The organism is Parabacteroides goldsteinii (genome assembly GCF_020091425.1).
GTDB classification, from domain to species: domain Bacteria; phylum Bacteroidota; class Bacteroidia; order Bacteroidales; family Tannerellaceae; genus Parabacteroides; species Parabacteroides goldsteinii.
In genome coordinates this window covers 3642662-3667924 of record NZ_CP081906.1, presented here as the reverse complement: position 1 = coordinate 3667924, position 25263 = coordinate 3642662, and the positions used below count along the sequence as shown (strand labels likewise).

The following is a 25263-nucleotide window of genomic DNA, read 5'->3' as shown; positions in this document are numbered from 1 at the left end:
TGTTTCTATTAAAAATCTAATTTAACATTAAAACCTACATAACGGCAAGAAGGTGAGTTCAGCTTATCTGAAGCTCGGTCAGGATCTGAGAAACGAAAATCTTTGGTCCATATCAGTAGATTTTGACCAACGAAAGCAACCGACATCCCTTGCATTCTGATTTTCTGGCAGATTTGTTTAGGAACTTGATATGCCAAAGATAAGTCGCGAAGTTTGAAGAATGTTTGGCGAAGCACGTTTTGTCTTCGTACGGAACCTATATAGGGGTTCATTGTACTCATGTATGTTTCGTAAGATACCTGTACGTCGTTGGGGGCAAAAACACGATCATCACGGATGATGTTTCCGTCGGAATCATAGTCTACACTTCCGGAAACGACTTTTACGCCGGTTCCGATGAAATTTGTTTTGCCATTGACAACTTCATCATATCTCCATTGATTGTCCGAGTCGATATGGGCTCCGGAATTCCACATAGCTTGATCGGTTTGTGAATGCATAATACCTCCTACACGACCATCGAAAGTGAAATTTAATGTAAAATTCTTATACGAGATACTATTGCTCCATCCCCAAATCCAATCAGGAGATTCGTATCCGGCGACTGATTCGTATTTGCTAAGTACAGGGTATCCGGCTTCGTGAATGATATTTCCTTCCGGATCACGTTCCCAGTCATAAACGCCATACCAGTCCCAGCGTTCACCTGCTTTCACCCAAGGTTTCTGGGTTGAATATACAGGGTCTACTTGTGAGTAGTAATAACGATCTCGTGACCAGTTGAACATAGAATTCCAATTCCAGTCTTTTGTGCGGATAATATCGCCGGAGAGTGTGATCTCAAACCCTTTACGAAGTTGTTCTTCATCGATGTTGATCAATGTTGATCCAAAACCAGAAGCTTCGCTGATACCTGCTTGTCTGGTCAGGTTGTAATAGAGTTTGTTATAATAAGTAAAATCTACTTTCAGACGATTCTTAAACAAATTAACAGCAGTTCCAAGCTCGTAAGATCGTGTAGCAGATGGTAATACGGAAACTCCACGAATAGAGGTCGGATAGTAAGCTGCACTACTGCCATTGAACAAATTGTTAGATATACTGAATGCATTATTCGTTTCGTATACACTTAAATCCGATTTTGTTTGTGTCCAAGAACCTCTTACTTTCCAAAAATCAAAAACTTCAGGCATTGGGATGAACTGTGACAATACAACGCTACCGGCAACAGACGGATAGAAATAAGATCGTGTTTCTTTCGGTAAGGTGGATGACCAGTCGTTACGTCCGGTGATATCCACAAATACAGTGCTCTTCCAAGAAGCAGAAACTTTACCATACAAACTGTTTACTAATTTTTTTGTAACGCCGCTTGTTGTTTTTACATTGTCGATAGATCCTTTCAGCGAATAATATCCGGGAATAGTCAGTCCGTTTTGTGTTTCTCCCATGATATTGTCACTCTTCCAGTAGTAAACTGTTCCTCCGATAAATCCATCGATGTTGAAATCGCCCAATTGATGGTCGGCGGACAACATGAAGTCGTTGTTTAAGCTATACCCCCCTAGACGTTGCAAGCAATAATACCCCTTTCTATCCCATCCGCCGGATGCACTAATTGGGTTTTTCCATTCTTTCTTTTCCGAATAAGAGTCCAAACCAGAACGTAGAGAGAGTTTTAACCAAGGAGTAAAGTCGTAGGCAGCAGAAAGATATCCGTTTACAATATCATAGTCGCTGGAACGGGTAATTTCATGTGCAATGAAGTAGGGGTTATCATACCATGTATCATCCATCCAGTTTTGTTGTTCATTTGGCTTAACCCAATAGTTTTTATAATCTCGAATATCATATTCGCTACCTGACCATACCAACAAGTTATATAAGAATCCGCTTCCGCCATATCCGGCTCCCATGTCGTTGGGATAAAAGCGTTTGTTGTATGTCAGTCCTCCATCGAATGAGAAATCTTTCCATTTCATATCTCCGGAAACAGAATAAGTGATTTTATTCAGACGTTCATTCGGATATTGTCCTTTGTTAAACATGTGGGTAAGGGAAGTCCTGACACTGCCGTATTTCCCTTTTTGAGAAACACTGACGTTGTTATTAGTGACAAGACTTAAATTCTGGAAATTTTTCAGGTTATTCTTACCCTTTGATTCCAATGGCATCTCTTTCCATTCGTGTGTATATGGATCATACTGAACGGCAGTTCTTCCTATGTCTAGTTTATCTCCCCATACATAGTCGCCTGTATAGTATTTACCACCTGAACCAGAACTGTATGACGTTTGAACTTCCGGTTTTTTCAGGTAACCTGCATTGAACATAGTGCTGCTGTTGACAGTTACATTCAATCCTTCTTTTGTTCCTTTTTTAGTCGTTACCATGATTGCCCCAGCACCACCACGTGCTCCGTAAAGGGCCGATGCTGTTGCTCCTTTTAATACATCAACGGATTCAATATCATCTGCTGCAATATCTTTTAATGATACATTTCCATAAGGAACTCCATCAATTACTAATAACGGTTCGGAGCCACGTAAAGAGATCGAAGGGGCTGAATTGAATTCCGGACTGTTTTGTATGTTCAGACCAGCCACTTTTCCTGTTAACGATGTTGCAACATCTACCGGTTTTATTGTAGAGAAATTATCTCCTCCCACTTTCTGTACGGCATAGCCCAATGCTTTCTCTTCCCGCTTGATACCCAATGCGGTTACGACTACTTCATTCAGGTTATGAGTATCTTCTTCCAGCTGAATATTGATTATATTCTGGTTCCCGACGACAATAGATTTGGTTGTATATCCAATATAGGATATAACCAAGGTTGACTTGTTGGGGACTGAAAGAGAAAATTTACCGTCAAGATCTGTTATCGTCCCATTTGTTGAACCTTTTTCGAGAACATTGGCTCCAATGATCGGTTCTCCTTTGGCATCGGTGACAATACCAGTTATATCTTTGATTTTTTGTTGTACTATGGCATTGCTCAATACTGTTTTTGGAGAAAGAATTATACTTTTATCCAGAACTTTATAGCTAATGTCTGTTCCGCTGAATAATTGTTCCAATACATTGAACACATTCTTTTTGTTGCTCTTTATTGAAACAAGCCGATTCGTATTTACCTGTTTGTTATTATAGAAAAAGTGAAATTCTGACTGTTTTTCTATCTCATCTAATACTTCCTGTACGGTTTTGTTATTGACGTTCAGGGATAAAGTGGCTGATTGACTGTAACTTTCAGTGGCGTATGCCAATCCGAAGCAAACAAATAACATTATAACGGTGATTCTCATACATAATGGTATTTTATTCAGGAATGTGAATAAAGATTTCACCATCCTGAAAAGTTGGATGCTAAAATAATTTGTCATAGATTTGTAAGTGATTTTAGAGTTAAAAAATTCATTTACTGACAGCTTGTCGCAAACAAGCTTGCAGTTGTTTTTTTCATACGGGGAAATACGCCAATATTTTCCCGTATGTTTTTGTTCTAGGGCGGTTCAAATATTTTCATTTCAGTACTAAATTGTAAGTTGTTCATAAATTTGAGTATTTAATATAGTTCAACAATTGTTTTTTCGAGAATCTTGTTATTATCCGTTTCCTGATAGATATATTTATACTGGATATTTGATGATAGCCGGAAATGTTCCAGAATCAGAGACAGATGCTGACTTTGAAATGTTCCGGTGAAAGAATAATTATACAGCAGGTCATTCTTTACAATGAACTCTGAATCAAATCTTTTACCTAGAATTTTCAGGGCTTCTTCAAATGAAGTGTTTCTGAATATAACAAGTCCGTCCTTCCAGGCAGTCAGAGTTGCCATATAAGTGTCATTCTGTTTAAGTTTTCCGATTTTTGCGTTATATTCAAATTCTTCGTTAGGTTTCATCAATAATGCTTCTTCCTTATTGTCTTTGCTTTGATAGGTGAGCCTGACAGAACCGGAAACCAAGGCTGTTGTAACCTTATTACTTTCTTTATAGGCTTCTATATTGAATTCTGTTCCCAGAACTTCAGCTTTCAGGTTGAAAGGTGTGCTGACTATAAATTTTTTCGATCTGTCTTTTTGAACTGAGAAATAAGCTTCTCCATCCAACACCACATCACGAGTCTCACCTGTGAATTTTTGTGGGTATTTCAAGTATGTTTTGGAGTTCAACCAAACTTTGCTTTTATCAGGAAGAGTAACGGTGGCTACCATTCCAGGGTTTGTCCGAACTTCGATATATTCGACCGGCATTTTCTGTGTGGCAAAATAAATGGAACTGGCTATCAATGGCAGGATAAGGATGGCTGCAATCCGTTGGAACCAAAACATAAACGAATGTTTGTTGTCTGTTTTTCTGTTTATTCTTTTCCTGACATCATTTAATGCTCTGGTTGAATCTACAGATTCGATCGTATTGATTGTGTCTGTCGCCAGGAAAATATACCGGATATCCCGTGCTGTTTTTCTGTTTTCCTCAGAAGCTTGTAGCCAGGTTTCTATCTCCTGCTGTTGGGTAGAAGATAGTGTTCCGGAAAAATAATCCAGTAGTAATTGCTCGTCTATATGATTTTGTGTGTCCATTTTGTCCCTTTTATATTATTAAGACTAATGGGCAGAAAAACCTCCTAAACGAAAATGTGATTTTTTTGTGATTTTTCTTTTTTGAAAGAGTTCTAGTAAGAAATTGTTGATTATTTACAGATTGTGAGATTAAAGAACTCTCTTTTATTTAATATTATAATAACTTAATCACTTTGTAATAGGTCTATATGTTGAAAAATGTTATTTTTGCACGGATAGATACGTTAGTCTTATTAGAACTAAATACTTTTATATGCTTTCTTTTACTACAGATAACATAAATGATGAGGTTCTTTTCCAAAAGATCCAGGCTGGTGATGTGAAAGCATTTGACACTCTGTTTATGCGCTATTATCCCCTTTTATGTGCTTATGCAAAGCAATATGTGGATTTTTATGACGGTCAGGAGGTCGTGCAGGATGTGATGGTTTGGTTTTGGGAAAACAGAAATATGCAGGTAATCGAATCCTCTCCGAAGAATTATCTATTTAAAGCCGTAAAGAACAGATGCCTGACCCTGATCAATCGGAATGAACTGAAACAACAGATTGTAAATACGCTGTATGCAGATTGGCAGTCACAGTATGAAGATCCGGACTTTTATGTGGTTGAAGAGTTGACGAGGAATATTGAAGCTGCTTTGTCACGTTTACCGGAAAGTTACCGGGAGGCTTTTGAAATGAATCGCTTCCAGAATATGACTTATAATGAGATAGCACAGAAGCTGAATGTTTCATCTAAAACGGTCGATTATCGTATTCAACAGGCATTGAAACTTTTGCGTGTCGAGTTGAAAGACTATCTGCCATTATTAATGGCCTTAGTCAGAATTGTCTGAAAGACATTTCCGGCTAAAGCCATCCTGATGTATTATTGTCTTTATCTTCGTATTATAAACCTTTCATCCATTTTTCCGCTTTGGTTAAAGCCTCCGGCTTGCCTATATCCAGCAACTGTAAGTTTTCGGCTGCATAGGCATGGATATTTGTTTTAGCACAGATAGCCAGATAGAAATTGATGATCGAGAATTTACCCGTCCATTCTTCCATCCAGTCGAATATTTTCGGTGATATTACATGGATACCGCTAAAAGCGTATTCATTATATTGTTTGGGGTCGAAATCCGGATAATAAGATTTTACTTCTCCGGTTTCATGATTTCTCCATCCGCACAACCGGCTCTCTTTGTTGAACAGGAGATAACGCGATGTGTTACGTTTACTGACCAGCAAGGTTGCGACCGGATTGGTTTCCAGATGGCAATCGTATAACTTTTTCAGATCCACATTCGACATGATGTCGACATTGTGTACCAGAAACGGTTCGTTTCCCTGAAGGAATTTGGCCGCTTTTTTGATGCCGCCTCCCGTGTCGAGCAGGTAATCCCGTTCGTCGGAGATATGGATCTGAACTCCGAAGTTGTTGTTGGTTGCCAGGAAATCGATGATCTGGTCTCCCAGGTGGTGAACGTTGATAACGATCTGATGAAACCCTGCATCCTTCAGCTTCAGAATTACATGTTCCAACATTGGTCTTCCATTTATTGGTATCAATGCTTTTGGTGTATTGTCAGTCATCGGTTTGAGGCGGGTCCCCATACCGGCTGCAAAAATCATAGCTTTCATAATATTGCGTCAAAGATTTGTTCTATATTTTGTTCCCTGTGGGTAAGGTCTACTTTTACTCCGAATTTGGCATGCAGATGCTCTGCCAGATGTTGTGCCGAATAGACGGAACGATGTTGTCCGCCGGTACAACCGAAAGAGATCATCAGATTCGTGAAACCACGGTCCAGATAACGTTTCACCGAAGCATCCACGATCGTATATACATGTTCCAGGAATTGCGTGATTTCCCCGTCTTCTTCCAGGAAGTGGATCACTGGCTCGTCCAGTCCTGTAAAATGGTTGTATCGTTCATATTTTCCCGGGTTGTTAATGGCCCGGCAATCGAATACGAAACCACCGCCGTTTCCGCTCGGATCGTTCGGTATTCCTTTTTTGTAGGCAAAGCTGACGATCTTAACTTCCAGCATCCGTTTTTGTATGTCGTCCCTGAACTGCGTCAGGCCGGTCAGTTCTCTCAGAACGGCGCACAAGTACGGATATTCCGGATAATCATTCTTTAATAACTGCCGCAGATTGTTGATGGCGAAAGGTACGCTTTGGATAAAATGCGGTTTCTTTTCAAAGTATCCCCTGAAACCGTAGGCGCCCAGCACCTGTAGTGTGCGGAACAACACGAAATGGCGTAGCTGGCAGAAGAAATGTTCTTCGTCTACATCAGTATATTTTCGTAATGCCTGCAGATAGTCGGCAAGCAATTCGTTTCTCAAATCTTCCGGGTAATTGGCTTTAGCCTGCCAAAGGAAAGAGGCTACGTCATAATAGACCGGACCTTTTCGTCCTCCCTGAAAATCAATAAACCAGGGTTCGCCATCTTTGATCATGACGTTGCGTGACTGGAAATCCCGATAAAGGAAAGTGGGAGAGGTGTCTTGAAGCAATACATCGCTCATTTTCTGGAAATCATCTTCCAGGCGGTCTTCCTGAAACTCCATCCCCGTCGCTTTCAGAAAGCAATATTTGAAGTAATTCAGGTCCCAAAGAATAGAACGTTGGTTGAATTCCGGTTGAGGATAACAGTTCTCATACTCGAATCCTTCGGCGCCGGCATACTGGATAGAAGGAAGTTGCGTGATTGTTTTGTGTAACAACCGGCGTTCCTCTTCATCGAATACACAGCTTTTGCGTCCTTTTTCTATGGCATTGAAAAGCATGGTGTCGCCCAGGTCTTCCTGCAAATAAAAAGAATAATCGTCCGAATAGAAATGCACTTCCGGGACGGAAATTCCTTTCCCCCTGAAAAATCCGGACATATAAATAAACGCTTTGTTCTCCTCCTGGGAAGAGCCGCTGACCCCTATCAATGTTTTCGGGCCGGATATTCTGAAATACCGGCGGTTAGAACCGGATGAAGGTAGTTCTGTTATATCTTCGGCCTGTGAACCGGTATATTCGTAGTAGAGTCTTTTTAATTCTTCTGTTACCATATTTTTTGAATTACGGCACTAAGGTAAGCCTTTTTTGTTAGGGAAGGAAACTTCTCAAAAACATTCGCAATTGTATTTGCTTTTTGTACTGATGTCTGTGGAATTACTATACGTACTAAATTATGTAGCAAGCTTTCGGTGTAGTACATATAAACAATCTATAAATGTTTAACGAATGCAGTATCATCGATATTGTTTCATCCTAAAGAAACAAGTGTTTCTACATAATGAAACAACTGTTCCATTACTATGAAACAGATTCTCTTAAGGAGGTATTGGGAATGTGAAAAGAGTAAAGGTGATAAGATGCATTGTTCCAGTATGATTTTGCATGAAAAGTCGTCTCTTTTGTACAATATACTTGATTATTAGCGTTTGTTATAGTAATTTCGGATTTAAAATATTCTATCTTTGTATTTAGTATGGGTTAATATGTAAATCAAAAGTGAAATAATATATGAATAGAAAATCTACATTATTGGCTGTGGTTTTAATGGCGGTAAGTTCTTTCACGATGAATGCGACAGAATTTGGATCTACGAATGATTTCTTTTATTTGAAATCAGGAGATCTCTACTTATCACTGGATGGTAATAAATCGGATTCTGTTATAGTAAAATCTTTTAAAGAAAATATGACGAAGGCTGCAGTTGATTCTGCTTTGTGGCAGATAGTGGAAAAAAAAGCGGTCGTAGGAGTTACAACTTATTCGATCATAAACAAAGCAACTTTGAGTTATTTGGCTTTTGCTCCGGCTAAAAAACCGGTACCTAATCTGGTTGCAGTGAAAGATGGAGTTGCTTATAAATGGATTTTGGATGGAACAGATAATCCGCAAGAATTAAAAAGTTTTTATAGCGGAGATAAATATTTGTCTTTTGTGATTACGAATGATAAAGATTTATCTTTGGTTGATACTCCTGCGGCTGATTCCAATGCTAAATTTACGGTAGTAGAGCCTTCTTCCAAATTTCTTTTGAAGGCAGACGAGCTCGGGGCTGGTTTTAAGACTTTCCAGTTAAAGTTTGGTGATACATATGAAGGGGATATTTTCTCAGGGAAAGACCTGATAGCAAAAGATGTCGATGATGAAGACGGATACGTTACTTTGCAGGAAAAAGGAAACGAGGCATTCCCGGATAATAAGGCTAAATATTTTGGTGTCGACATGCTTAAAACAGATATTTCTGGTGCAAAGGATGTATTTGGATATAATTTTTCTTTGGATTCTACCCGTCAGACGCAAGATCCGAATGCTGATTGGCAAAAGTTTAAATTTACAGTCGACTTAAAGAATGATTCAGTATCTGTATTTTTAAAAAGATCTCCTGAGAGTGGAGAAGATACTGTGCAAGTTGTATTTGCCAGTGTTGGACCGAAAAAAGTGTTGACTGTTTCAAAGGTGGATGATAATGGTGCTGTGAAACAAGGAAAAGCACCTTTGATCAATTTGTCTGCCGGAACTCATGCAAATATACCGACAGGTTCAGGCGTTTATTTTCTCCAAAGTGCAAGCAAAGGTACCAAAGGTAAATATTATGTTAAGAAAAACTCCTTTATGGGGGGAGACAGTGTTCCTTCTGTGAACTTGCCGAGAGGACAATGGTATATTAAAACTGAAAATGGCAAATATTCCGTTGTCGACCGTGAATCTGATGATGCTTTTATCTTGAATCAGGAAATATTTGAAGTGGCAGAAATGGAGGATACCTATTTACTCGATGGAGACTCTGTAAAAGTTACTCCGGTGTCTGTTGATTTGAAAGATAAATATCTAGGTTCGCGGGCTTATACAGAGAAAGAATTGGCCGAGAAAGGATTTACGCTTCATCTGATACCCGGAATTCCAATAGGTCCTGCTTATCTGTCAACATTTACGAACGATTCTATCTTGAAAGGAACAGGTGATATTTCTAACCAGATTATGTTTAAACTGGTACCGAAGGATACGCAAGTAGTAGCTGGTGCTAAACTGTTAGGCGATGAAATCTCTATTATTTCTTATCAGCTACGTACGTTGTTCGGAACTGATAGAATTGCAGCCCAAAGTGATAGTTTGAAATTGTCCGAGACAAGTGAGCCTCTTTCATTCCACTTTGTTTTCAATGAGACAAGACAATGGTCTACAATGAAAGTTGTGGGTGATGCTGAAGGCCGTTACGTTGGAATGGATATACAGACTGGTTGTCTTCAGTTGACAAAAAATCCGGCTAATGTTATGATCCTGTCTGCTGATGCTCCTGAATATGCTCCTCAGGAAGTTGGTCATAAGCGTTTTTCTACTGCTAATAATTCGTTGGTGATGAACCCGAATACATTCCTGGCCGAACTGAAGATCGAAGGTAATGATATAACGAAAGCCGGTTATGTGGAGGATAATTTTAGTCTTTGGGTTGAGAAAGCTGAAAAGAGTCCGTTGGGTAAACAGTTGTATTATATCTCTTGCAAGGCCATAGGCGCGAAAGAGGGTGACGAAACTCGTTATTATTTGGCAGCTAGTGATACTTTAGGCGGACGTGCCGTATTCATTTCCGATGAATCTGTTAAAACGATGGAAAACAGTCCGGCTCTCTTTGCATTCAAGATGGTAGAGGGTGGTACTTATTATCTGGAAAACCAGAGTGAGTTCAAAAAGGATGATGCTAAACCTTATGTTGGTATGGTTAATGGATTTGCTGTAATGCAGCCTGTTCCGATGGCAGAGTTTACTATTGAGAATGCTCCGGCTCCTGTTGCCAACGAAGAAATCGAAGCGCCTACGACTATTCAGGTAATCGGAAGTACAGGTGAATTCCAAATCCGTAATGCAGGAGGTAAGAAAATTACTTTATCGAATATTCTGGGGCAGACAATCGGTTCCCGCTTTGTATCTTCTGATAATGAATCAATTCAGACAGCAAGAGGTGTTGTGATTGTGTCCGTTGAAGGTGACAAGGCTTATAAGGTGATCGTGAAGTAAAAAAAGATACTCTCAAATAAAAATCCGGTTCTCATATTCAATTGGGAACCGGATTTTTTATGGAGAAAATCAGACCGTTTATTCTTCTGTATTACTTTCCAATTTGCTTTTCAAATAAGCAATTCGCTTGGTTGCTTTTTCTTTCTCTTTCTGAAGATTTTCCAGATCGCTTAATACAGTAGCCAGTTCAAAAGTCGCGGCAATCGCTTTTTTATCCCCGTCAGCTATATATAATGTATAGGGTTTGCCACCTGTGTACTCGGCTTTGACACGTTCTTTTACGTTTGTAGAAATGAACTTGGCAGCATCGAGTCCTTTTTCGCCTTTGTAGGTGACGACTTCAGTTGTTTTTCCCAGATCTTTAAAACGGTAGTTTACTCCGCCGTCGTACGGGATTGCGGCTGTTTCGGCAAACTGGCCGTCTTTCGTACTGACCTTGATGCCTGTATGGTTGATCGGTGCGCCGCCGTAGAAAACACTGGCAAGATAAATCTCGCCCTTTTCGTTTACTCCGCTGCGGATATAACAGCGTTGCACATTCCGCTCCACTGTCTGCTGTTTCCATATATAATTACCGATCTCTTCGTAGACGCTGTCTTTTTCAAAAACGAATCCCTTTTTCAGTCCTTCCGCTTCTTCTGTTTTGATTGGAATAAGGCTGTCGCAAAAAGCGATATTCCGTTCCGCCTCTTTCATCTCGACCATACGCATCAGGGAAAGTCCTTCTTTCAATACTTTGAATTCTTTCGGATAGAGTGCGCGGATAGAGTCTATTTCGCTTTTTGCGGCGAAGAGCTCGTTTCGTTCATACATACTTTTTGCATTGTTCAACCGGGTTCGGGCTTCTTTCTCCGTGTTATTGCATGCTGCCAGGGTTACGGCTGCCAATGCGATGCATATTACAGACTTCTTCATGTTGTTTATCTTATTCGTTCTGTCTGCAAAGATATATTTTTTATCTTTGCAGTCTCAATGAGTGAGATAAATAAAGCGAATGTATATAGAACAGGAAGATATTTTAAATCATATATCGGCAAAACCGTTCCACATAATTTCAGAGGCCGCAGACGAATTAGGTGTTGAGGCTTATGTGATTGGCGGTTACGTCAGAGATATTTTTTTATACCGTCCATCAAAAGATATTGATGTTGTTGCAGTAGGCAGCGGGATAGAGTTGGCAAAAGCTGTTGCCGGCAAGTTGGGGAAAAAGACGCATTTGTCCGTATTCAAGAATTTCGGAACGGCGCAGGTGAAATCAGGCGACCTTGAGATCGAGTTTGTCGGAGCACGGAAAGAGTCGTATAATCGCGATAGCCGGAAGCCGATTGTGGAAGACGGGACTCTGGAGGATGATCAGAACCGGCGCGATTTTACGATCAATGCACTGGCTTTATGTCTGAATAAAGAACGTTACGGGGAGTTGGTCGATCCTTTTGGAGGATTGGATGATATGGACAATCTGATTATCCGTACGCCACTCGATCCTGATATAACGTTCAGTGATGACCCGTTGCGTATGATGCGTGCGGTCCGCTTTGCTTCACAGCTGGGATTTTTTATTCATCCCGATACATTTGATGCGATTGAGCGCAATAAGGAACGCATCTCCATTATATCCAAAGAACGGATTGTGGATGAATTGAACAAGATCGTACTTTCGCCAAAACCCTCCATCGGTTTTGATTTGCTTGATAAGAGCGGATTGTTGCAGCTGATTTTTCCGGAACTGTGTGCTCTGAAAGGGGTGGAAACAAAAGAAGGCATCGGCCATAAGGATAATTTTGCCCATACCTTAATGGTGTTGGACCGTTTGAGTAAAACAACGGATAATCTGTGGCTTCGGTGGAGTGCGATTTTCCATGATATAGGAAAACCGGCAACTAAACGTTTTGATCCTCGTCTGGGATGGACGTTTCACAATCATAATTTTATCGGCGAGCGTATGCTGCCGGGTATTTTCCGTCGGATGAAGTTGCCGATGAATGAGAAAATGAAGTATGTACAGAAAATGGTAACCCTTCATATGCGTCCCATAGCTTTGGCAGACGATGAAGTGACAGATTCTGCCATCCGTCGTTTGTTGTTCGATGCCGGTGACGATATCGATGACTTGATGAAACTTTGTGAGGCGGATATCACCAGTAAGAATCCGGAAAAAGTCCGCCGTTTTCTGAATAACTTCCGGTTGGTTCGTGAGAAGCTGGCAGAAATAGAGGAAAAAGACCGGGTACGGAATTTCCAGCCGCCTGTCTCGGGTGAGGAAATTATGGAAACATTTTCCTTGCCTCCTTCACAGCCGGTAGGCGTCATAAAAGAAGCCATCAAGAATGCTATTCTGGACGGCATAATTCCTAATGAATATGAGGCAGCTAAACAGTTTATGCTGGAACGGGCTGCAAAGATGGGGTTGAAGCCAGTTAGGGGATAATTCCTTTAAGTATAAATAGTTACAGAGTAAATATAATTAATTAGATCCGGTTTTTATATTCAATAAGCCGGATCTGATCTTTTCAATAGATAAAAATATCACTTTCCTTTTAGCAATTCTGCTGCTTCATCTCCGAAAACGATTTTTAGCACCTGCTCTTTTTTATCGTTGTCCAGTTTGATTTGTAATACTGTTTCTGTTGATATATTACTTTCCTTGCTCAGAACATATTTATCCGGATATGCAATAATGTTTATTACTGATTCTTGCAGGGCATTTGCAATTTGTAATAATGTGTTGTATTTAAGTTCCCGCTCTCCTGACATAATAAGACTTAACCCAGCTTGTTTTAAGCCGATCTGACTAGCTAAATATTCTTGCGAATATCCTTTGTTTCTGCGAATTGCATCTATATTCCTTAGTATATCGTTCATGTAAGCAATTTAGTGTTTGTGGTTTGAATAAATAAATGATATTTGTAATAAAAAATTGCACTTATGTTTGCTAATATAACAAAATGTAATATCTTTGCTGCTGTGATTTTCTTAATTCTCTTAATAGATTTTGTGTTCCCATTTTGAAACATTTTGCTATTAAGTCTAATAGTTAACCTAATTTGTCTGAAGATTATGTTGATCTATAGAAGGTTATGTTTGTTTGGTAAATGAGGTGTCCGGTATGTGTATGAAGGGGACTGTTTTCCTTAGTAATACGGTTTTCAAGATATATGCCAGTTGTTTCTCTGTAATAAAGATTGCACTTTGTTAAGTAATGGAGAAGATAAAATTTAAGTTTATATAATTCACTAGTATTCATTTTAATATTGCTTGCCTATGATTATGAATTTTTAATTCCAATGTTTTCTATTCGGATATGTAGTCATATCCATTGTGTTTTTTAACCTTATATTCATTTAATAACAGAAGGAAATGAAAGAATCTTTTTTAGACATACATTTAAAAGGATGTCGTGTTAAAAGCAATTTATTCAGAATGTTAACCTTATTGCTTTTAATTTTTTGTACGACAAATGTATTTGCACAGCAGAAAAATGTCAGAGGAACGGTTGTTGATGCTTCGGGGGATCCTCTTATTGGTGTAAATGTTTCAGTAAAAGGAATGACAATCGGTATAATTACCGATATGGAGGGTAGATATCAACTGGAAGTACCGGCCAATGCTACGCTTCTCTTTTCTTATATCGGATATCGTTCGCAGGAGATTGCGGTAGGTAATCAGTTATCGATCAATATTACGATGCAGGAAGATACTCAAAATATAGATGAGGTTGTGGTTGTCGGATATGGAGTTCAGAAAAAAGAAACTGTTACAGGTGCTGTCTCCACATTGAAGGGGGATGATTTAATAAAAACACCAGTAGCGAATCTATCAAATGCCATAGCTGGTAAAATGTCGGGAGTGGTAACATTTCAGCGTTCCGGTGAACCGGGTTACGATGGAGCAACAATTCGTATTCGCGGTTCAAATACATTAGGAAATAATGATCCGTTGGTTGTCATTGACGGAGTAGCGGCGAGAACTGGTGGTTTGGAGCGTCTTGACCCAAACGAGATTGAAACGATGTCTGTACTGAAAGATGCGTCTGCGGCTATCTATGGGGCACGTGCAGCCAATGGTGTAATCTTGATAACTACTAAAAAAGGACGTGCGGGCAAGAAACCGGTGTTTTCTTATTCTTTTAACCAAGGATGGTCTAAGCCTACCAATCTACCGGAAATGTGTGATGCTCCTCAATATGCAGAGTTGATGAATGAATTGTATATGAATAAAGCCATGAAAAATCCGGCTAAGAATAATGGTGTCGGTATGGGAGATTATACTTTATTTGCAACTCAGGAAGAAATTCAGAAATATCGTGATGGTTCTGATCCTTGGAGATATCCGAATACGGATTGGTATGCGGCAACCTTTAAAGATTGGTCTCCACAGCGAATTCACAATGCATCGCTGGAAGGTGGTTCTGATAAATATCAATACTTTGTAAACTTCGGACATAAATATACAGACGGGCTTTATCATAAATCAGCGAACAACTACAAACAGTTCAACCTGCGTATGAATGTTGATGCACAACTCAATGATTTTATTAAGGTGGGAACTCAATTAATGGGACGTCAGGAAAACCGTAATTTCCCAAGTCAGGGAGCAGGTGATTTGTTATGGTTCACATCCAGAGGCCGTCCAACTGACCAGGCTTACTGGCCTAACGGACTACCCGGACCGGCACAGGAATATGGGCGTAATCCGGTTGTTGCCTGTACAGATGAAACCGGTTATACGCATGATAAGCGTTATTATATACAAACTAATGCTAATGTAGAAATTACCCAGCCCTGGATTGAAGGCTTGAAACTTGTAGCTTCCGTCTCTTATGATAAATACTTAAAGCAAAGTAAAACATGGTTTCAGCCATGGACTTTATATGATTGGGATAAAGTGAGTTATGAATCAGATGGCACAACACCTAAATTAACGCCGATGTTGAGTTACCCGAACCATGAGGATCCGGACTTGTCTATGGAGTCTACAGACCAGACAAATACAGTCTTAAGCGGTATTATGACATATAATCGGGTTTTCGGAGATCATGGAGTCGATTTTTTGATAGGTATGGAACGCGACTGGTCCGATGCTGAATCGTTTAACGGATACCGGAGGTATTTCCTTTCTACGGCTCTTCATCATTTTAATGCAGGTGGTGATAAAGAGAAAAATGCCAAGAGTGACGGAGATAACTGGGAACGTGCCCGTATGAATTATTTCGGACGTTTTGCTTATAACTATAAAGAGAAATATCTGGCTGAATTTGTATGGCGTTATGATGGTTCTTATATGTTCGCAGCAGGCGAGCGTTTTGGCTTTTTCCCCGGTGTTTTGCTTGGATACCGTATTTCGGAAGAGGACTTTTGGAAAGAAAATCTCTCTTTTATTAATTATTTTAAGTTACGTGCATCCTGGGGGCAGATGGGGAACGACCAGGTTTATTATGATGATAAATTAAGGGAATACCAATTTGCACCTACCTATTATTATGAATGGGGATATATCATTGATAATGCGGATGAAAAGGGATTGCGCATCAGTCGTTTTCCGAATCCTGCTATTTCGTGGGAACGTGCTAATAACTTCAATGTTGGTATTGAAACCCGGACATTCGATAATCGCTTATATTTAGAGGCAGATTATTTTTATAATAAACGTTCAAATATTTTATGGCGTAGAAATGCATCTATTCCTACAACTTCCGGCTTAACATTGCCTGCTGAAAATATAGGTAAGGTTAATAATACCGGTTTTGATTTTAAGATTGAATGGAATGACAATATCGGTAAAGATTGGCGCTATAGCATATCTGCAACCGGAGGCTATGCAAAAAATACCATTAAGTTCTGGGATGAAGCTCCGGGTGCTCCTGAGTGGCAAAAGTCGACAGGTCATCCGATGAATACTTCTTTGTATTATGAGTATGACGGTGTATTTAAGGATTGGGATGAAATCAACGATATAGCTAATCGTCCAAATTATGACGGTATAACAAAGGATGCGGACTTAAAACCGGGTGATATGAAATTTAAGGATCTCGATGGGGATGGTAAAATAACCCCGGATGACCGTTATCGTTCGGACCGTACCAATGAACCGAAATGGACATATGGCATTACAGGATATTTGCAATGGAAAAACTTTGACATGAATATCTTATTTCAGGGTGCGGCTGATTCATGGACTAAAGTTTACTGGGAAGCCGGTGATATTGGTAATTATCCGAAAACGATTTATGATAAGCATTGGTCTATTGATAATCCGTCTGACAAATATCCGCGTGTAAACGAACGCAGTCAGTATTATTGGGATGGAACGGCTGCCGGTAGCAACACTTACTGGATGGTCAATACGAATTATATCCGTTTGAAAAATCTTGAAGTAGGATGGAGTATCCCCAAAGCATGGTTGCTGCAAACAAAGTTTATCTCGTACGCCCGTTTGTATGTGAGTGGGGTAAACTTGCTGACTTTCTCGCCAAGTAAAGATATTGACCCGGAAAGTACAAGTTCCAATGCGACAAACTATCCTCAGTCAAAAATTATTAATGTAGGTTTTACTGTAACATTCTAAACTTGATATGAACATGAAAAAAGCGAATATATTATGTCTTTTATCTGTAGCTTTGCTTACTGTGTCTTGCAGTACGGATTTTCTGGATACAAAATCACAGACAGAAATCATGGCAGATGATATATGGAAAGAAAAGAGTCTGGCAGAAGCTTATATGTATGATATTTATTTTGCATTTCAGGATGCCGGCTTTACGGAAGAACTACAGGCTTCGGCTTGTGACGAGGCGATGTTTACACATGGAAGGGAATTTGTTGAGACAAACGCAGGTGCTGTGACTGATGTGAATTTAGGCTGGTTTTCAAAGACTCAGAGTGGGCATCAATGGCAACGTTTATACCTGAATATCCGTTCCTGCAATGATTTTATCGAACATGTGGATGACGCAACATTTGCTGACGATGCAAAAAAGCAGTTGAAAGGGGAGGCTTATTTTTTGAGAGCCTATTTCCTGCATCGTTTAACACGTGGATTTGGCGGTGTTCCTATTCAGTTAAAGGTAACCCAACTGACTGACGATCCGGAGTCGTTTTTATTATCCCGTTCTTCTTATACGGATTGTATCGGGCAGGTTCTGGATGATATTGACAAAGCTGCGGAGTGTTTAAAGGATCATACGTTTGATAATACGCAGAAGGGCAGGGCTACATTGGCTGCTGTTAAGGCTTTGAAAGTTCGTGTGTTGACGGATGCTGCCAGTGATTTGCATGACCAGGCTACAGCTTCGGCAAAATCGTCTCTGCTTGCTTCATATAAAAATCCGGAATTGTTGTTTTACACGCAAGGGTCACGAACGGAGCGTTGGCAAGCCGTTAAAGTCGCAGCAAAAGATTTGTTGGATAATCCGATGGGACATGCTATTCCGACCTATGGAGGTACAGGACTTTCTACAGAAGAAAAGGCCCAAGCTATCTGGCGTTTCTTTCTGGCAGAAAGTGCAGATCATATTTTTTCTCGTTATTTTATCAATACAAAAGACGAAAGTGGTACTAAGATGCCGATATTTAATGGCCCTTCCGGTTATCATGGATGGGGAGGGAATACTCCTGTTCAAGATTTGGTAGATGCATTTGTAATGGAGGACGGGAGCAAATTTGATTGGAATAATTCTCAACATGCAAACAATCCATATGGTAATCGCGAACCCCGCTTTTATGTAACCATCATGTATGATGGCATGCAATGGATACAGAGACCCGATGATTATGCTTCTATTGAACCGACCGGAAAAATACAGACTGGTTATTATCAGTTGGATCCGTCTGTAACTGATGATTCTAAATTTTATGCAGGAATGGATAGCCGTAGTGGCGGTGGGGAAAATTGGAATGCTACATACACTGGTTATTATTTGAAGAAATATATCAATCCAGCCGATGGGGATCATCGTAACAAGATCAATGCGGTTTTTCCGTTCATTCGTTTGTCAGAGGTTTATTTCTGCTATATTGAAGCTTGCATTGAGTTGGGAGAATTGGACGAGGCGAAAAAGTATCTGAATGAATATCGTGAACATGTGAATTTACCGGCTGTTACAACCAATAATAAAGATGAATTGCGGAAAATTTATCAGAATGAGCGTCGTCTGGAATTTTCTTTTGAAGAAATTCGCTATTGGGATGTTCGCCGTTGGATGACTGCCCCTGATCTTCCGGGTTTAAATAGTTTGAAAGGTATTTGTGTTACTGCTACATTGAAGTCAGGAGCTGGCGTTCAATATAAGTATACTGCGGATCCGGATATCTGGAATATGCATTATAAAGTTATAGACCTGAATAATGAAGGTCGTCAGTTTGTTGACAAATGCTATTTTTTACCTATAATGCGTGATGAGAAAAACAGTAATCCAAATTTAATTCAAAATCCAGGTTATGAAAATTAAATAAGTTACAAGTTCTTTTTTTATAAAGTACCGTCTTTGTATTAGAGTATAGACGGTACTTTATTCAGCCTTTTGTTGAGCGATTTGCATTAAATCGGATTTATCATTTGTCTATATAACGAAATAAATCCTATCTTTAGGGTCTCAATTCGTAATTGTAAAAATAGTATTATCATGAAAAACAGAAAATTAAGAATGGGCATGGTAGGCGGTGGAAGTGACGCCTTTATCGGTGCAATCCATCGTCGCGCGGCTTTTATGGACAATCAGATCGAACTGGTATGCGGATGTTTCAGCGTAGACCCTGAAATTTCTAAGAGTTCCGGTCTGTCTTATTTCTTGCCGGAAGACCGAATTTACAGTACTTATCAGGAAATGTTCGAGCATGAAATGACGTTGCCGGAAGGTGAACGGATGGATTTTGTGACTATCGTGACACCTAACCGCTGGCATTTCGAACCGGCTATGATGGCTTTGGAAAGAGGATTCCATGTTGTAGTGGACAAACCGATGACCTTTTCGCTGGAAGAAGCCAAACAACTTCAGAAGAAAGTGGAAGAAACAGGACTGATCCTGGCTCTGACTCATGTATATTCTGCCTATCCGGCAGTAAAAGAAGCCAAAGAACGTATCGCCAGAGGTGAACTGGGAACACTCCGCCGTGTTTATGTGGAATATCTCCAGGGATGGCTTTCCGATCGGATCGAACTACAGGGTGGAAATAACGCCGGATGGCGTACAGACCCGAAACGCTCCGGAAAAGCCGGTTGTATCGGAGATATCGGTACGCATGCCTGGCATCTGAGTGAATATATAACCGGTTTGAAAGTGCTGGAAGTTTGTGCCGACCTGAATGCTTTTGTGCCCGGACGTCCGATCGATGATGATGGCGCAGCATTCCTTCGTTATGAGAACGGTGTGGTCGGAACTTTAACCGCATCGCAGGTCGCTGTCGGAGAAGAAAACAATATCCGGATCCGTATTTACGGAGATAAGGGCGGTCTGGAATGGCAGCAGCAGGAACCGAATACTTTATATGCTAAATGGTCGAATAAACCTACAGAAGTGATCCGTATGGGAAATAACGGCTTTATCGGTGATATGGCCAAAATGAATACCCGCACTCCGGGTGGCCATCCGGAAGGTTTCATCGAAGCATTTGCCAATATTTACAGGAACTTTGCCCATACCGTTATGAGTATCAAGAAAGGAGAAAAGCCATGTGAGGAATGTCTGGACTTCCCGACTGTTTATGACGGCGTAAGAGGCATGCAGTTCATTGAAACGATGGTGGAAGCTGGATACAATGAAAATGTAAAGTGGCAGAAGTGGGTAGATTGATGATCGCACATTAGTAAATCAATTATAGGAATGAAATTAAAAATGTTAGCTTGCTGTTGTTCCTTGCTGGGAGTGACAGCATTTGCTCAAAAAAATGAGTGGAAAGATCCGAACGTAAATGAAGTTAACCGTGCCCCGATGCATACCAACTACTTTGCGTTTGAAACAGAGGATGCGGCGTTGAAGGGATGCAAAGAATCGTCAGTCAATTTTATGACTTTGAACGGAACCTGGAAATTTAACTGGGTGAAGGATGCCGATGCCCGTCCGACAGATTTTTATCAGGTAGGATTTAATGATAAAGGTTGGGCGAATATGCCCGTTCCCGGCATCTGGGAATTGAATGGTTTCGGTGATCCTATTTATGTGAATGTAGGATATGCCTGGAGAAATCAGTTCAAGAATAATCCGCCGGAAGTGCCGGTAGAAAATAACCATGTCGGTTCATACCGTAGAGAAATCGTTATTCCGGCAGACTGGAAAGGAAAAGAAATATTTGCTCATTTCGGTTCGGTAACATCCAATATGTATCTTTGGGTAAACGGGCAGTATGTAGGATATAGTGAAGACAGCAAACTCGAAGCGGAATTCAATCTGACCAAATACCTGAAACCCGGCAAGAACCTGATCGCATTCCAGACATTCCGTTGGTGCGACGGTACGTATCTGGAAGACCAGGATTTTCTGCGTCTGTGCGGTGTCGGACGTGATTGTTATCTGTATACCCGTAATCCTAAATATATCCAGGATATCCGCGTAACTCCGGATCTGGATGCACAGTATAAGGATGCCACATTAAATGTAAGCGTTAACCTGAAAGGTAGTGGCGTTGTGGATGTGAAATTGTTGGATAAACAAGGTAATTCTGTTGCAACAACTACGCTGAAAGGCTCAGGCAAAGTGTCTGCGGATATCGCTGTTTCCAATCCGTTGAAATGGACGGCTGAAACGCCTAACCTGTATACCCTGGTCGCTACGTTGAAAGAAGGCAATAAAGAACTGGAAGTTATCCCGGTGAAAGTTGGTTTCCGTAAGATTGAACTGAAAAACAGCCAGATCCTGGTAAACGGGCAGCCGGTACTGTTTAAGGGAGCAGACCGTCATGAAATGGATCCGGACGGCGGATATGTGGTTTCCCGTGAACGCATGTTGCAGGACATCAAGGTGATGAAGGAATACAACCTTAATGCGGTTCGTACCTGTCACTATCCGGATGCAAACCTGTGGTATGATCTGTGTGACGAATACGGTATTTATGTCGTAGCCGAGGCAAATGTGGAATCTCACGGTATGGGGTATGGCGAACAAACCCTGGCTAAGAATCCGGCGTATGCAAAAGCACATATGGAACGTAACCAGCGTAATGTACAACGTGGTTTCAACCATCCGTCTATTATTTTCTGGTCATTGGGTAATGAAGCCGGTTTCGGACCGAACTTTGAAGCATGTTACACCTGGATCAAAAATGAAGATAAGAGTCGTGCCGTTCAGTATGAGCAGGCAGGAAAGAATGAATTTACCGATATCTATTGCCCGATGTATCTGGGGTATAAAGGATGCGAAGACTATTGTAATAGTAATGTCGACAAACCGCTTATCCAGTGCGAGTATGCGCATGCAATGGGTAATTCACAGGGTGGATTCAAAGAATACTGGGATCTTGTCCGTAAATATCCGAAATATCAGGGTGGTTTCATCTGGGACTTTGTGGATCAGTCATTGCGTATGAAAAATAAGGAAGGTGTGGAATATTATGGATACGGTGGCGACTTTAACCGCTACGATGCATCTGATAATAACTTCCTGGATAATGGTTTGATCAGTCCGGACCGTAAGCCTAATCCTCATATGCATGAGGTCGGACATATTTACCAGTCGATCTGGGTAACTCCTTCGGACCTGGCAAGCGGTGTCGTGAATGTTTATAACGAAAACTTCTTCCGTGATTTGAGCGGTTATTACGCAGAATGGGAATTGCTGGCTGATGGCGAAGTAGTTCAGACAGGCATGGTCAAAGATCTGGAAGTGGCTCCGCAGCAGACCAAATCTGTAAAGTTGAACTATACTACGGACGGAATCTGCAAATGCAAGGAATTGCTGTTGAATGTCGCATTCAAACTGAAAAAAGCGGAAACAATGCTTCCGGCGGGATATACAGTTGCTAAAAACCAGTTGGTTGTCCGCCCGTATAAGGCTCCGGAATTGAAACTGGCAAATGTTGAAAAAGTAAATGTTGCCACGGTAACCCCGGTAATTACAGAAAACGATTACAACTATCTGATCGTTACAGGTGAAAACTTCCGTATCGAGTTCAATAAACATGACGGTTTCCTTTGCAAGTATGATGTAAAAGGCCAGGCTTTGATCGATGAAGGCGGTAAGCTGACTCCAAACTTCTGGCGTGCCCCGACCGATAACGATATGGGAGCCGGTTTGCAGAATAGATATGCAGCATGGAAAAAGCCGGGACTGAAACTGACCTCTTTGACAAATAAGATGGAAAACGGTCAGGCGGTAGTAAATGCTGAATATACAATGGAAGCCGTATCGGCTAAGTTGTCCGTTTCTTATACCATTAATAATGAAGGTGCCGTAAAAGTAACACAGAAGATGATTGCCGACAAGTCGGCTAAAGTATCGGATATGTTCCGTTTCGGTATGCAGATGCAGATGCCGAAAGAAATGGCATTGATCAAATATTATGGTCGTGGTCCGTGGGAAAACTATTCAGACCGTAACAATGTGACCGATCTGGGTAAATTCTGCCAGACAGTGGATGAACAATTCTATTCTTATATCCGTCCGCAGGAAACCGGTACAAAAACGGATATCCGCTGGTGGAAACAGACAAACAAGGGTGGCAACGGTCTGATGTTTGTTGCCGAGGCTCCTTTCTCTGCTTCTGCATTGAACTACTCGATCGAATCACTGGACGACGGTGTACAGAAAGACCAGAGACATTCAGAATTAGTCCCGAAAGTGGATTATACCAACCTTTGTATCGACAAGGTACAGATGGGACTGGGCTGTGTGAACAGCTGGGGCGCATTGCCTTTGGAGCAATATCGTTTGCCTTACGGTGATTATGAATTTACTTTCATTATGACGCCGGTACAGTCAAATCTTTAAGGGATACTGAAAATAATTAAAAAAAGCATAATCTGCTTACTTATTACGTTAAATAGGCGGGTTATGCTTTCTTTATATTAAGGAAAATGCTACTTTTATTGCCGATTTTTAAATCTAATTCTCAGACTAAGTGTAAATATTGAATACCATAAAAACAGATGGCTACTAACAAGAATTCTAATCGATACTCATCAGGCCTGAAGAAGAATTTTTTTAAAGGAAAGACCTTTATGCTTCTTTTGGGCGTAATTTTTGGTGCCGGGGTAATGATTCTGGCTTATAATACTTCCGTTTATTTTTCCAGTGACGAATCCTGTATGATGTGTCATGTGCATCCGCATGTGGAAGGCAGCTGGAAACTATCCAAGCACGTAAATAACGGGAGCGGGGTGAAAGTGCATTGCGTGGACTGCCACCTCCCGCCTAAAAACGATACCTGGAACCATTATACGGCAAAAGCAAAACTGGGCTTAAAAGATGTCTGGTCTTTTATGACCAAAGACAGTGCCGACTTCGACTGGGATGTGAAGTCAGAACTAGATCATGCCGTTAAATATATCCCGAATGAATCATGTAAAGAATGCCACCAGAATTTGTTTCCGGAAGGAATTACGAACGACGGTATTACAGCACACCTTTATTATGATGAAAATGAAAAGAAACTGGACTTGCAGTGTATCAGTTGTCACCTGGATGCCGGGCATTATAATCCCAACTACAACCATTCCAAGTTGACTGGTATTCCTGGCATGGCTTCCGGATCTTCGGCGGTCGATACAAGCCTTTATTTCAAGGAACCTGCACAGGTAACAAGTTTTGCCGATTATGTAGAACAGATACCCGGAACACCGGTGTCTTTCAAAATGGTTGCTGTGCCGGGTGGTACGTTCAAAATGGGTAGCACCAGCAAGGAACCGTTCCATAAACCGGATGAAGCACCTGTACGCAACGTAACGGTCAGCCCGTTCTTTATGGCTGAGGTGGAAGTTACCTGGGACCAGTATTGGTCGTTCTATGGAAATACAATGAGCGAGGGACGTACTCCTCCTGAAACAGTTTATGCGAATAACAGCAATCCGGATGTGGATGCTATTTCCGGTCCGACACCTCCGTTCGGATTCCCCGACCAGGGATGGGGTGGCGGCGATCGTCCGGCTATCACAATGACACATTATGCAGCTGAAACATTCTGCCAGTGGTTATCGAAGAAGACCGGCAAGAAATACCGTCTGCCGACCGAAGCCGAATGGGAATATGCAGCCCGCGGAGGTATGGAAACTCCTTACTTCTTCAGCGGCAGCCCGAAAGACTTCTCCGACCAGGGATTCTGGCGTAAGTTCTTCGATGCAAAAACCGACAGTATCAGTTCGTTCGTCATTTACAGCAAGAACAGTAAGAATAAGACACAGGAACCGGAACTGGTGAAAGCCAATCCGTTCGGATTAAAGAATATGTTGGGTAATGTCATGGAATATTGTGCAGATAAGTATGATCCCGAAGCCTATAGCAAGGGAGGCGAGTCTGTTACGAATCCGTTGGTAACCGAAGGAACGGAATGGGTAGTGCGCGGAGGTAATTATACTTCTGACGCGGCAGACCTTCGTTCGGCAGCCCGCGACTATACCAAACATGAAGCGTGGTTAAAGACCGACCCGCAGCAACCTAAAAGTATCTGGTGGTACTCAGACATACGTGGCATAGGCTTCCGTGTGGTGTGCGAGCCGGATTCATCCATTCAATAAAGT

14 protein-coding genes are annotated in these 25263 nt (G+C 41.0%); 8 read left to right on the top strand and 6 right to left on the bottom strand.

What is annotated here, in order from left to right:
- Positions 1-8: 8 nt before the first annotated feature.
- Positions 9-3308: a SusC/RagA family TonB-linked outer membrane protein gene (locus K6V26_RS16240; RefSeq protein WP_122327160.1), complete on the bottom strand. Its 3300-nt coding sequence runs from the start codon at positions 3306-3308 to the stop codon at positions 9-11.
- A 260-nt stretch (positions 3309-3568) separates the two neighbouring features.
- Positions 3569-4591: a FecR family protein gene (locus tag K6V26_RS16235; RefSeq protein ID WP_224263307.1), complete on the bottom strand. Its 1023-nt coding sequence runs from the start codon at positions 4589-4591 to the stop codon at positions 3569-3571.
- A 253-nt stretch (positions 4592-4844) separates the two neighbouring features.
- Between K6V26_RS16235 and K6V26_RS16230 the strand changes: the two genes are divergently transcribed.
- Positions 4845-5429, top strand: coding sequence for an RNA polymerase sigma-70 factor (locus K6V26_RS16230; RefSeq protein WP_154278465.1), 585 nt, complete (start codon positions 4845-4847; stop codon positions 5427-5429).
- A 52-nt stretch (positions 5430-5481) separates the two neighbouring features.
- Here the strand turns inward: K6V26_RS16230 and K6V26_RS16225 are convergent, their stop codons facing one another.
- Both K6V26_RS16225 and K6V26_RS16220 read right to left on the bottom strand, forming a co-directional pair.
- Entirely contained in the window at positions 5482-6216 is a 735-nt protein-coding gene (locus tag K6V26_RS16225; protein ID WP_224263306.1) for a nucleotidyltransferase family protein, read from the bottom strand.
- A complete protein-coding gene (locus K6V26_RS16220) occupies positions 6213-7643 on the bottom strand; it encodes a RapZ C-terminal domain-containing protein (RefSeq protein ID WP_122327163.1) in 1431 nt (476 codons plus the stop codon). The genes K6V26_RS16225 and K6V26_RS16220 overlap by 4 nt, the downstream gene beginning before the upstream one ends.
- A 457-nt stretch (positions 7644-8100) precedes the next feature.
- On the opposite strand from K6V26_RS16220, the gene K6V26_RS16215 reads away from it, so the two are divergent.
- A complete protein-coding gene (locus K6V26_RS16215; protein WP_224263305.1) occupies positions 8101-10602 on the top strand; it encodes a DUF6383 domain-containing protein in 2502 nt (833 codons plus the stop codon).
- A 78-nt stretch (positions 10603-10680) separates the two neighbouring features.
- Here K6V26_RS16215 and K6V26_RS16210 read toward each other — a convergent pair whose 3' ends face one another.
- Positions 10681-11517 carry a hypothetical protein gene (locus tag K6V26_RS16210; RefSeq protein ID WP_046145196.1) on the bottom strand — a complete coding sequence of 279 codons (837 nt, stop codon included), beginning with the start codon at positions 11515-11517 and terminating at the stop codon, positions 10681-10683.
- A 79-nt stretch (positions 11518-11596) separates the two neighbouring features.
- Between K6V26_RS16210 and K6V26_RS16205 the strand changes: the two genes are divergently transcribed.
- Positions 11597-13030, top strand: coding sequence for a CCA tRNA nucleotidyltransferase (locus K6V26_RS16205; RefSeq protein ID WP_224263304.1), 1434 nt, complete (start codon positions 11597-11599; stop codon positions 13028-13030).
- Positions 13031-13128: 98 nt separating this feature from the next.
- Here the strand turns inward: K6V26_RS16205 and K6V26_RS16200 are convergent, their stop codons facing one another.
- Positions 13129-13464 (bottom strand): helix-turn-helix domain-containing protein, encoded by a 336-nt coding sequence (locus K6V26_RS16200; protein ID WP_007657339.1) that lies wholly within the window; start codon positions 13462-13464, stop codon positions 13129-13131.
- Positions 13465-13959: 495 nt separating this feature from the next.
- Between K6V26_RS16200 and K6V26_RS16195 the strand changes: the two genes are divergently transcribed.
- The 5 genes from K6V26_RS16195 to K6V26_RS16175 all read left to right on the top strand — a co-directional run bounded on the left by K6V26_RS16195 (position 13960) and on the right by K6V26_RS16175 (position 25260).
- A complete protein-coding gene (locus K6V26_RS16195; protein ID WP_224263303.1) occupies positions 13960-17166 on the top strand; it encodes a SusC/RagA family TonB-linked outer membrane protein in 3207 nt (1068 codons plus the stop codon).
- Between the two features lie 13 nt (positions 17167-17179).
- Positions 17180-19048: a RagB/SusD family nutrient uptake outer membrane protein gene (locus K6V26_RS16190; protein WP_224263302.1), complete on the top strand. Its 1869-nt coding sequence runs from the start codon at positions 17180-17182 to the stop codon at positions 19046-19048.
- Positions 19049-19222: 174 nt separating this feature from the next.
- Positions 19223-20389, top strand: coding sequence for a Gfo/Idh/MocA family protein (locus tag K6V26_RS16185; protein WP_195585192.1), 1167 nt, complete (start codon positions 19223-19225; stop codon positions 20387-20389).
- 30 nt (positions 20390-20419) lie between these two features.
- On the top strand, positions 20420-23518 hold the full coding sequence (locus K6V26_RS16180; protein WP_224263301.1) for a glycoside hydrolase family 2 TIM barrel-domain containing protein: 3099 nt from the start codon (positions 20420-20422) through the stop codon (positions 23516-23518).
- A 158-nt stretch (positions 23519-23676) separates the two neighbouring features.
- Positions 23677-25260 carry an SUMF1/EgtB/PvdO family nonheme iron enzyme gene (locus K6V26_RS16175; protein ID WP_224263300.1) on the top strand — a complete coding sequence of 528 codons (1584 nt, stop codon included), beginning with the start codon at positions 23677-23679 and terminating at the stop codon, positions 25258-25260.
- The last annotated feature ends 3 nt before the right edge of the window (positions 25261-25263 follow it).

Bases quoted from the DNA above. Each gene is read 5' to 3' on its own strand.
- K6V26_RS16240 (WP_122327160.1), bottom strand. From the start codon at position 3,308: ATGAGAATCACCGTTATAATGTTATTTGTTTGCTTCGGATTGGCATAC.
- K6V26_RS16235 (WP_224263307.1), bottom strand. From the start codon at position 4,591: ATGGACACACAAAATCATATAGACGAGCAATTACTACTGGATTATTTT.
- K6V26_RS16230 (WP_154278465.1), top strand. From the start codon at position 4,845: ATGCTTTCTTTTACTACAGATAACATAAATGATGAGGTTCTTTTCCAA.
- K6V26_RS16225 (WP_224263306.1), bottom strand. From the start codon at position 6,216: ATGAAAGCTATGATTTTTGCAGCCGGTATGGGGACCCGCCTCAAACCG.
- K6V26_RS16220 (WP_122327163.1), bottom strand. From the start codon at position 7,643: ATGGTAACAGAAGAATTAAAAAGACTCTACTACGAATATACCGGTTCA.
- K6V26_RS16215 (WP_224263305.1), top strand. From the start codon at position 8,101: ATGAATAGAAAATCTACATTATTGGCTGTGGTTTTAATGGCGGTAAGT.
- K6V26_RS16210 (WP_046145196.1), bottom strand. From the start codon at position 11,517: ATGAAGAAGTCTGTAATATGCATCGCATTGGCAGCCGTAACCCTGGCA.
- K6V26_RS16205 (WP_224263304.1), top strand. From the start codon at position 11,597: ATGTATATAGAACAGGAAGATATTTTAAATCATATATCGGCAAAACCG.
- K6V26_RS16200 (WP_007657339.1), bottom strand. From the start codon at position 13,464: ATGAACGATATACTAAGGAATATAGATGCAATTCGCAGAAACAAAGGA.
- K6V26_RS16195 (WP_224263303.1), top strand. From the start codon at position 13,960: ATGAAAGAATCTTTTTTAGACATACATTTAAAAGGATGTCGTGTTAAA.
- K6V26_RS16190 (WP_224263302.1), top strand. From the start codon at position 17,180: ATGAAAAAAGCGAATATATTATGTCTTTTATCTGTAGCTTTGCTTACT.
- K6V26_RS16185 (WP_195585192.1), top strand. From the start codon at position 19,223: ATGAAAAACAGAAAATTAAGAATGGGCATGGTAGGCGGTGGAAGTGAC.
- K6V26_RS16180 (WP_224263301.1), top strand. From the start codon at position 20,420: ATGAAATTAAAAATGTTAGCTTGCTGTTGTTCCTTGCTGGGAGTGACA.
- K6V26_RS16175 (WP_224263300.1), top strand. From the start codon at position 23,677: ATGGCTACTAACAAGAATTCTAATCGATACTCATCAGGCCTGAAGAAG.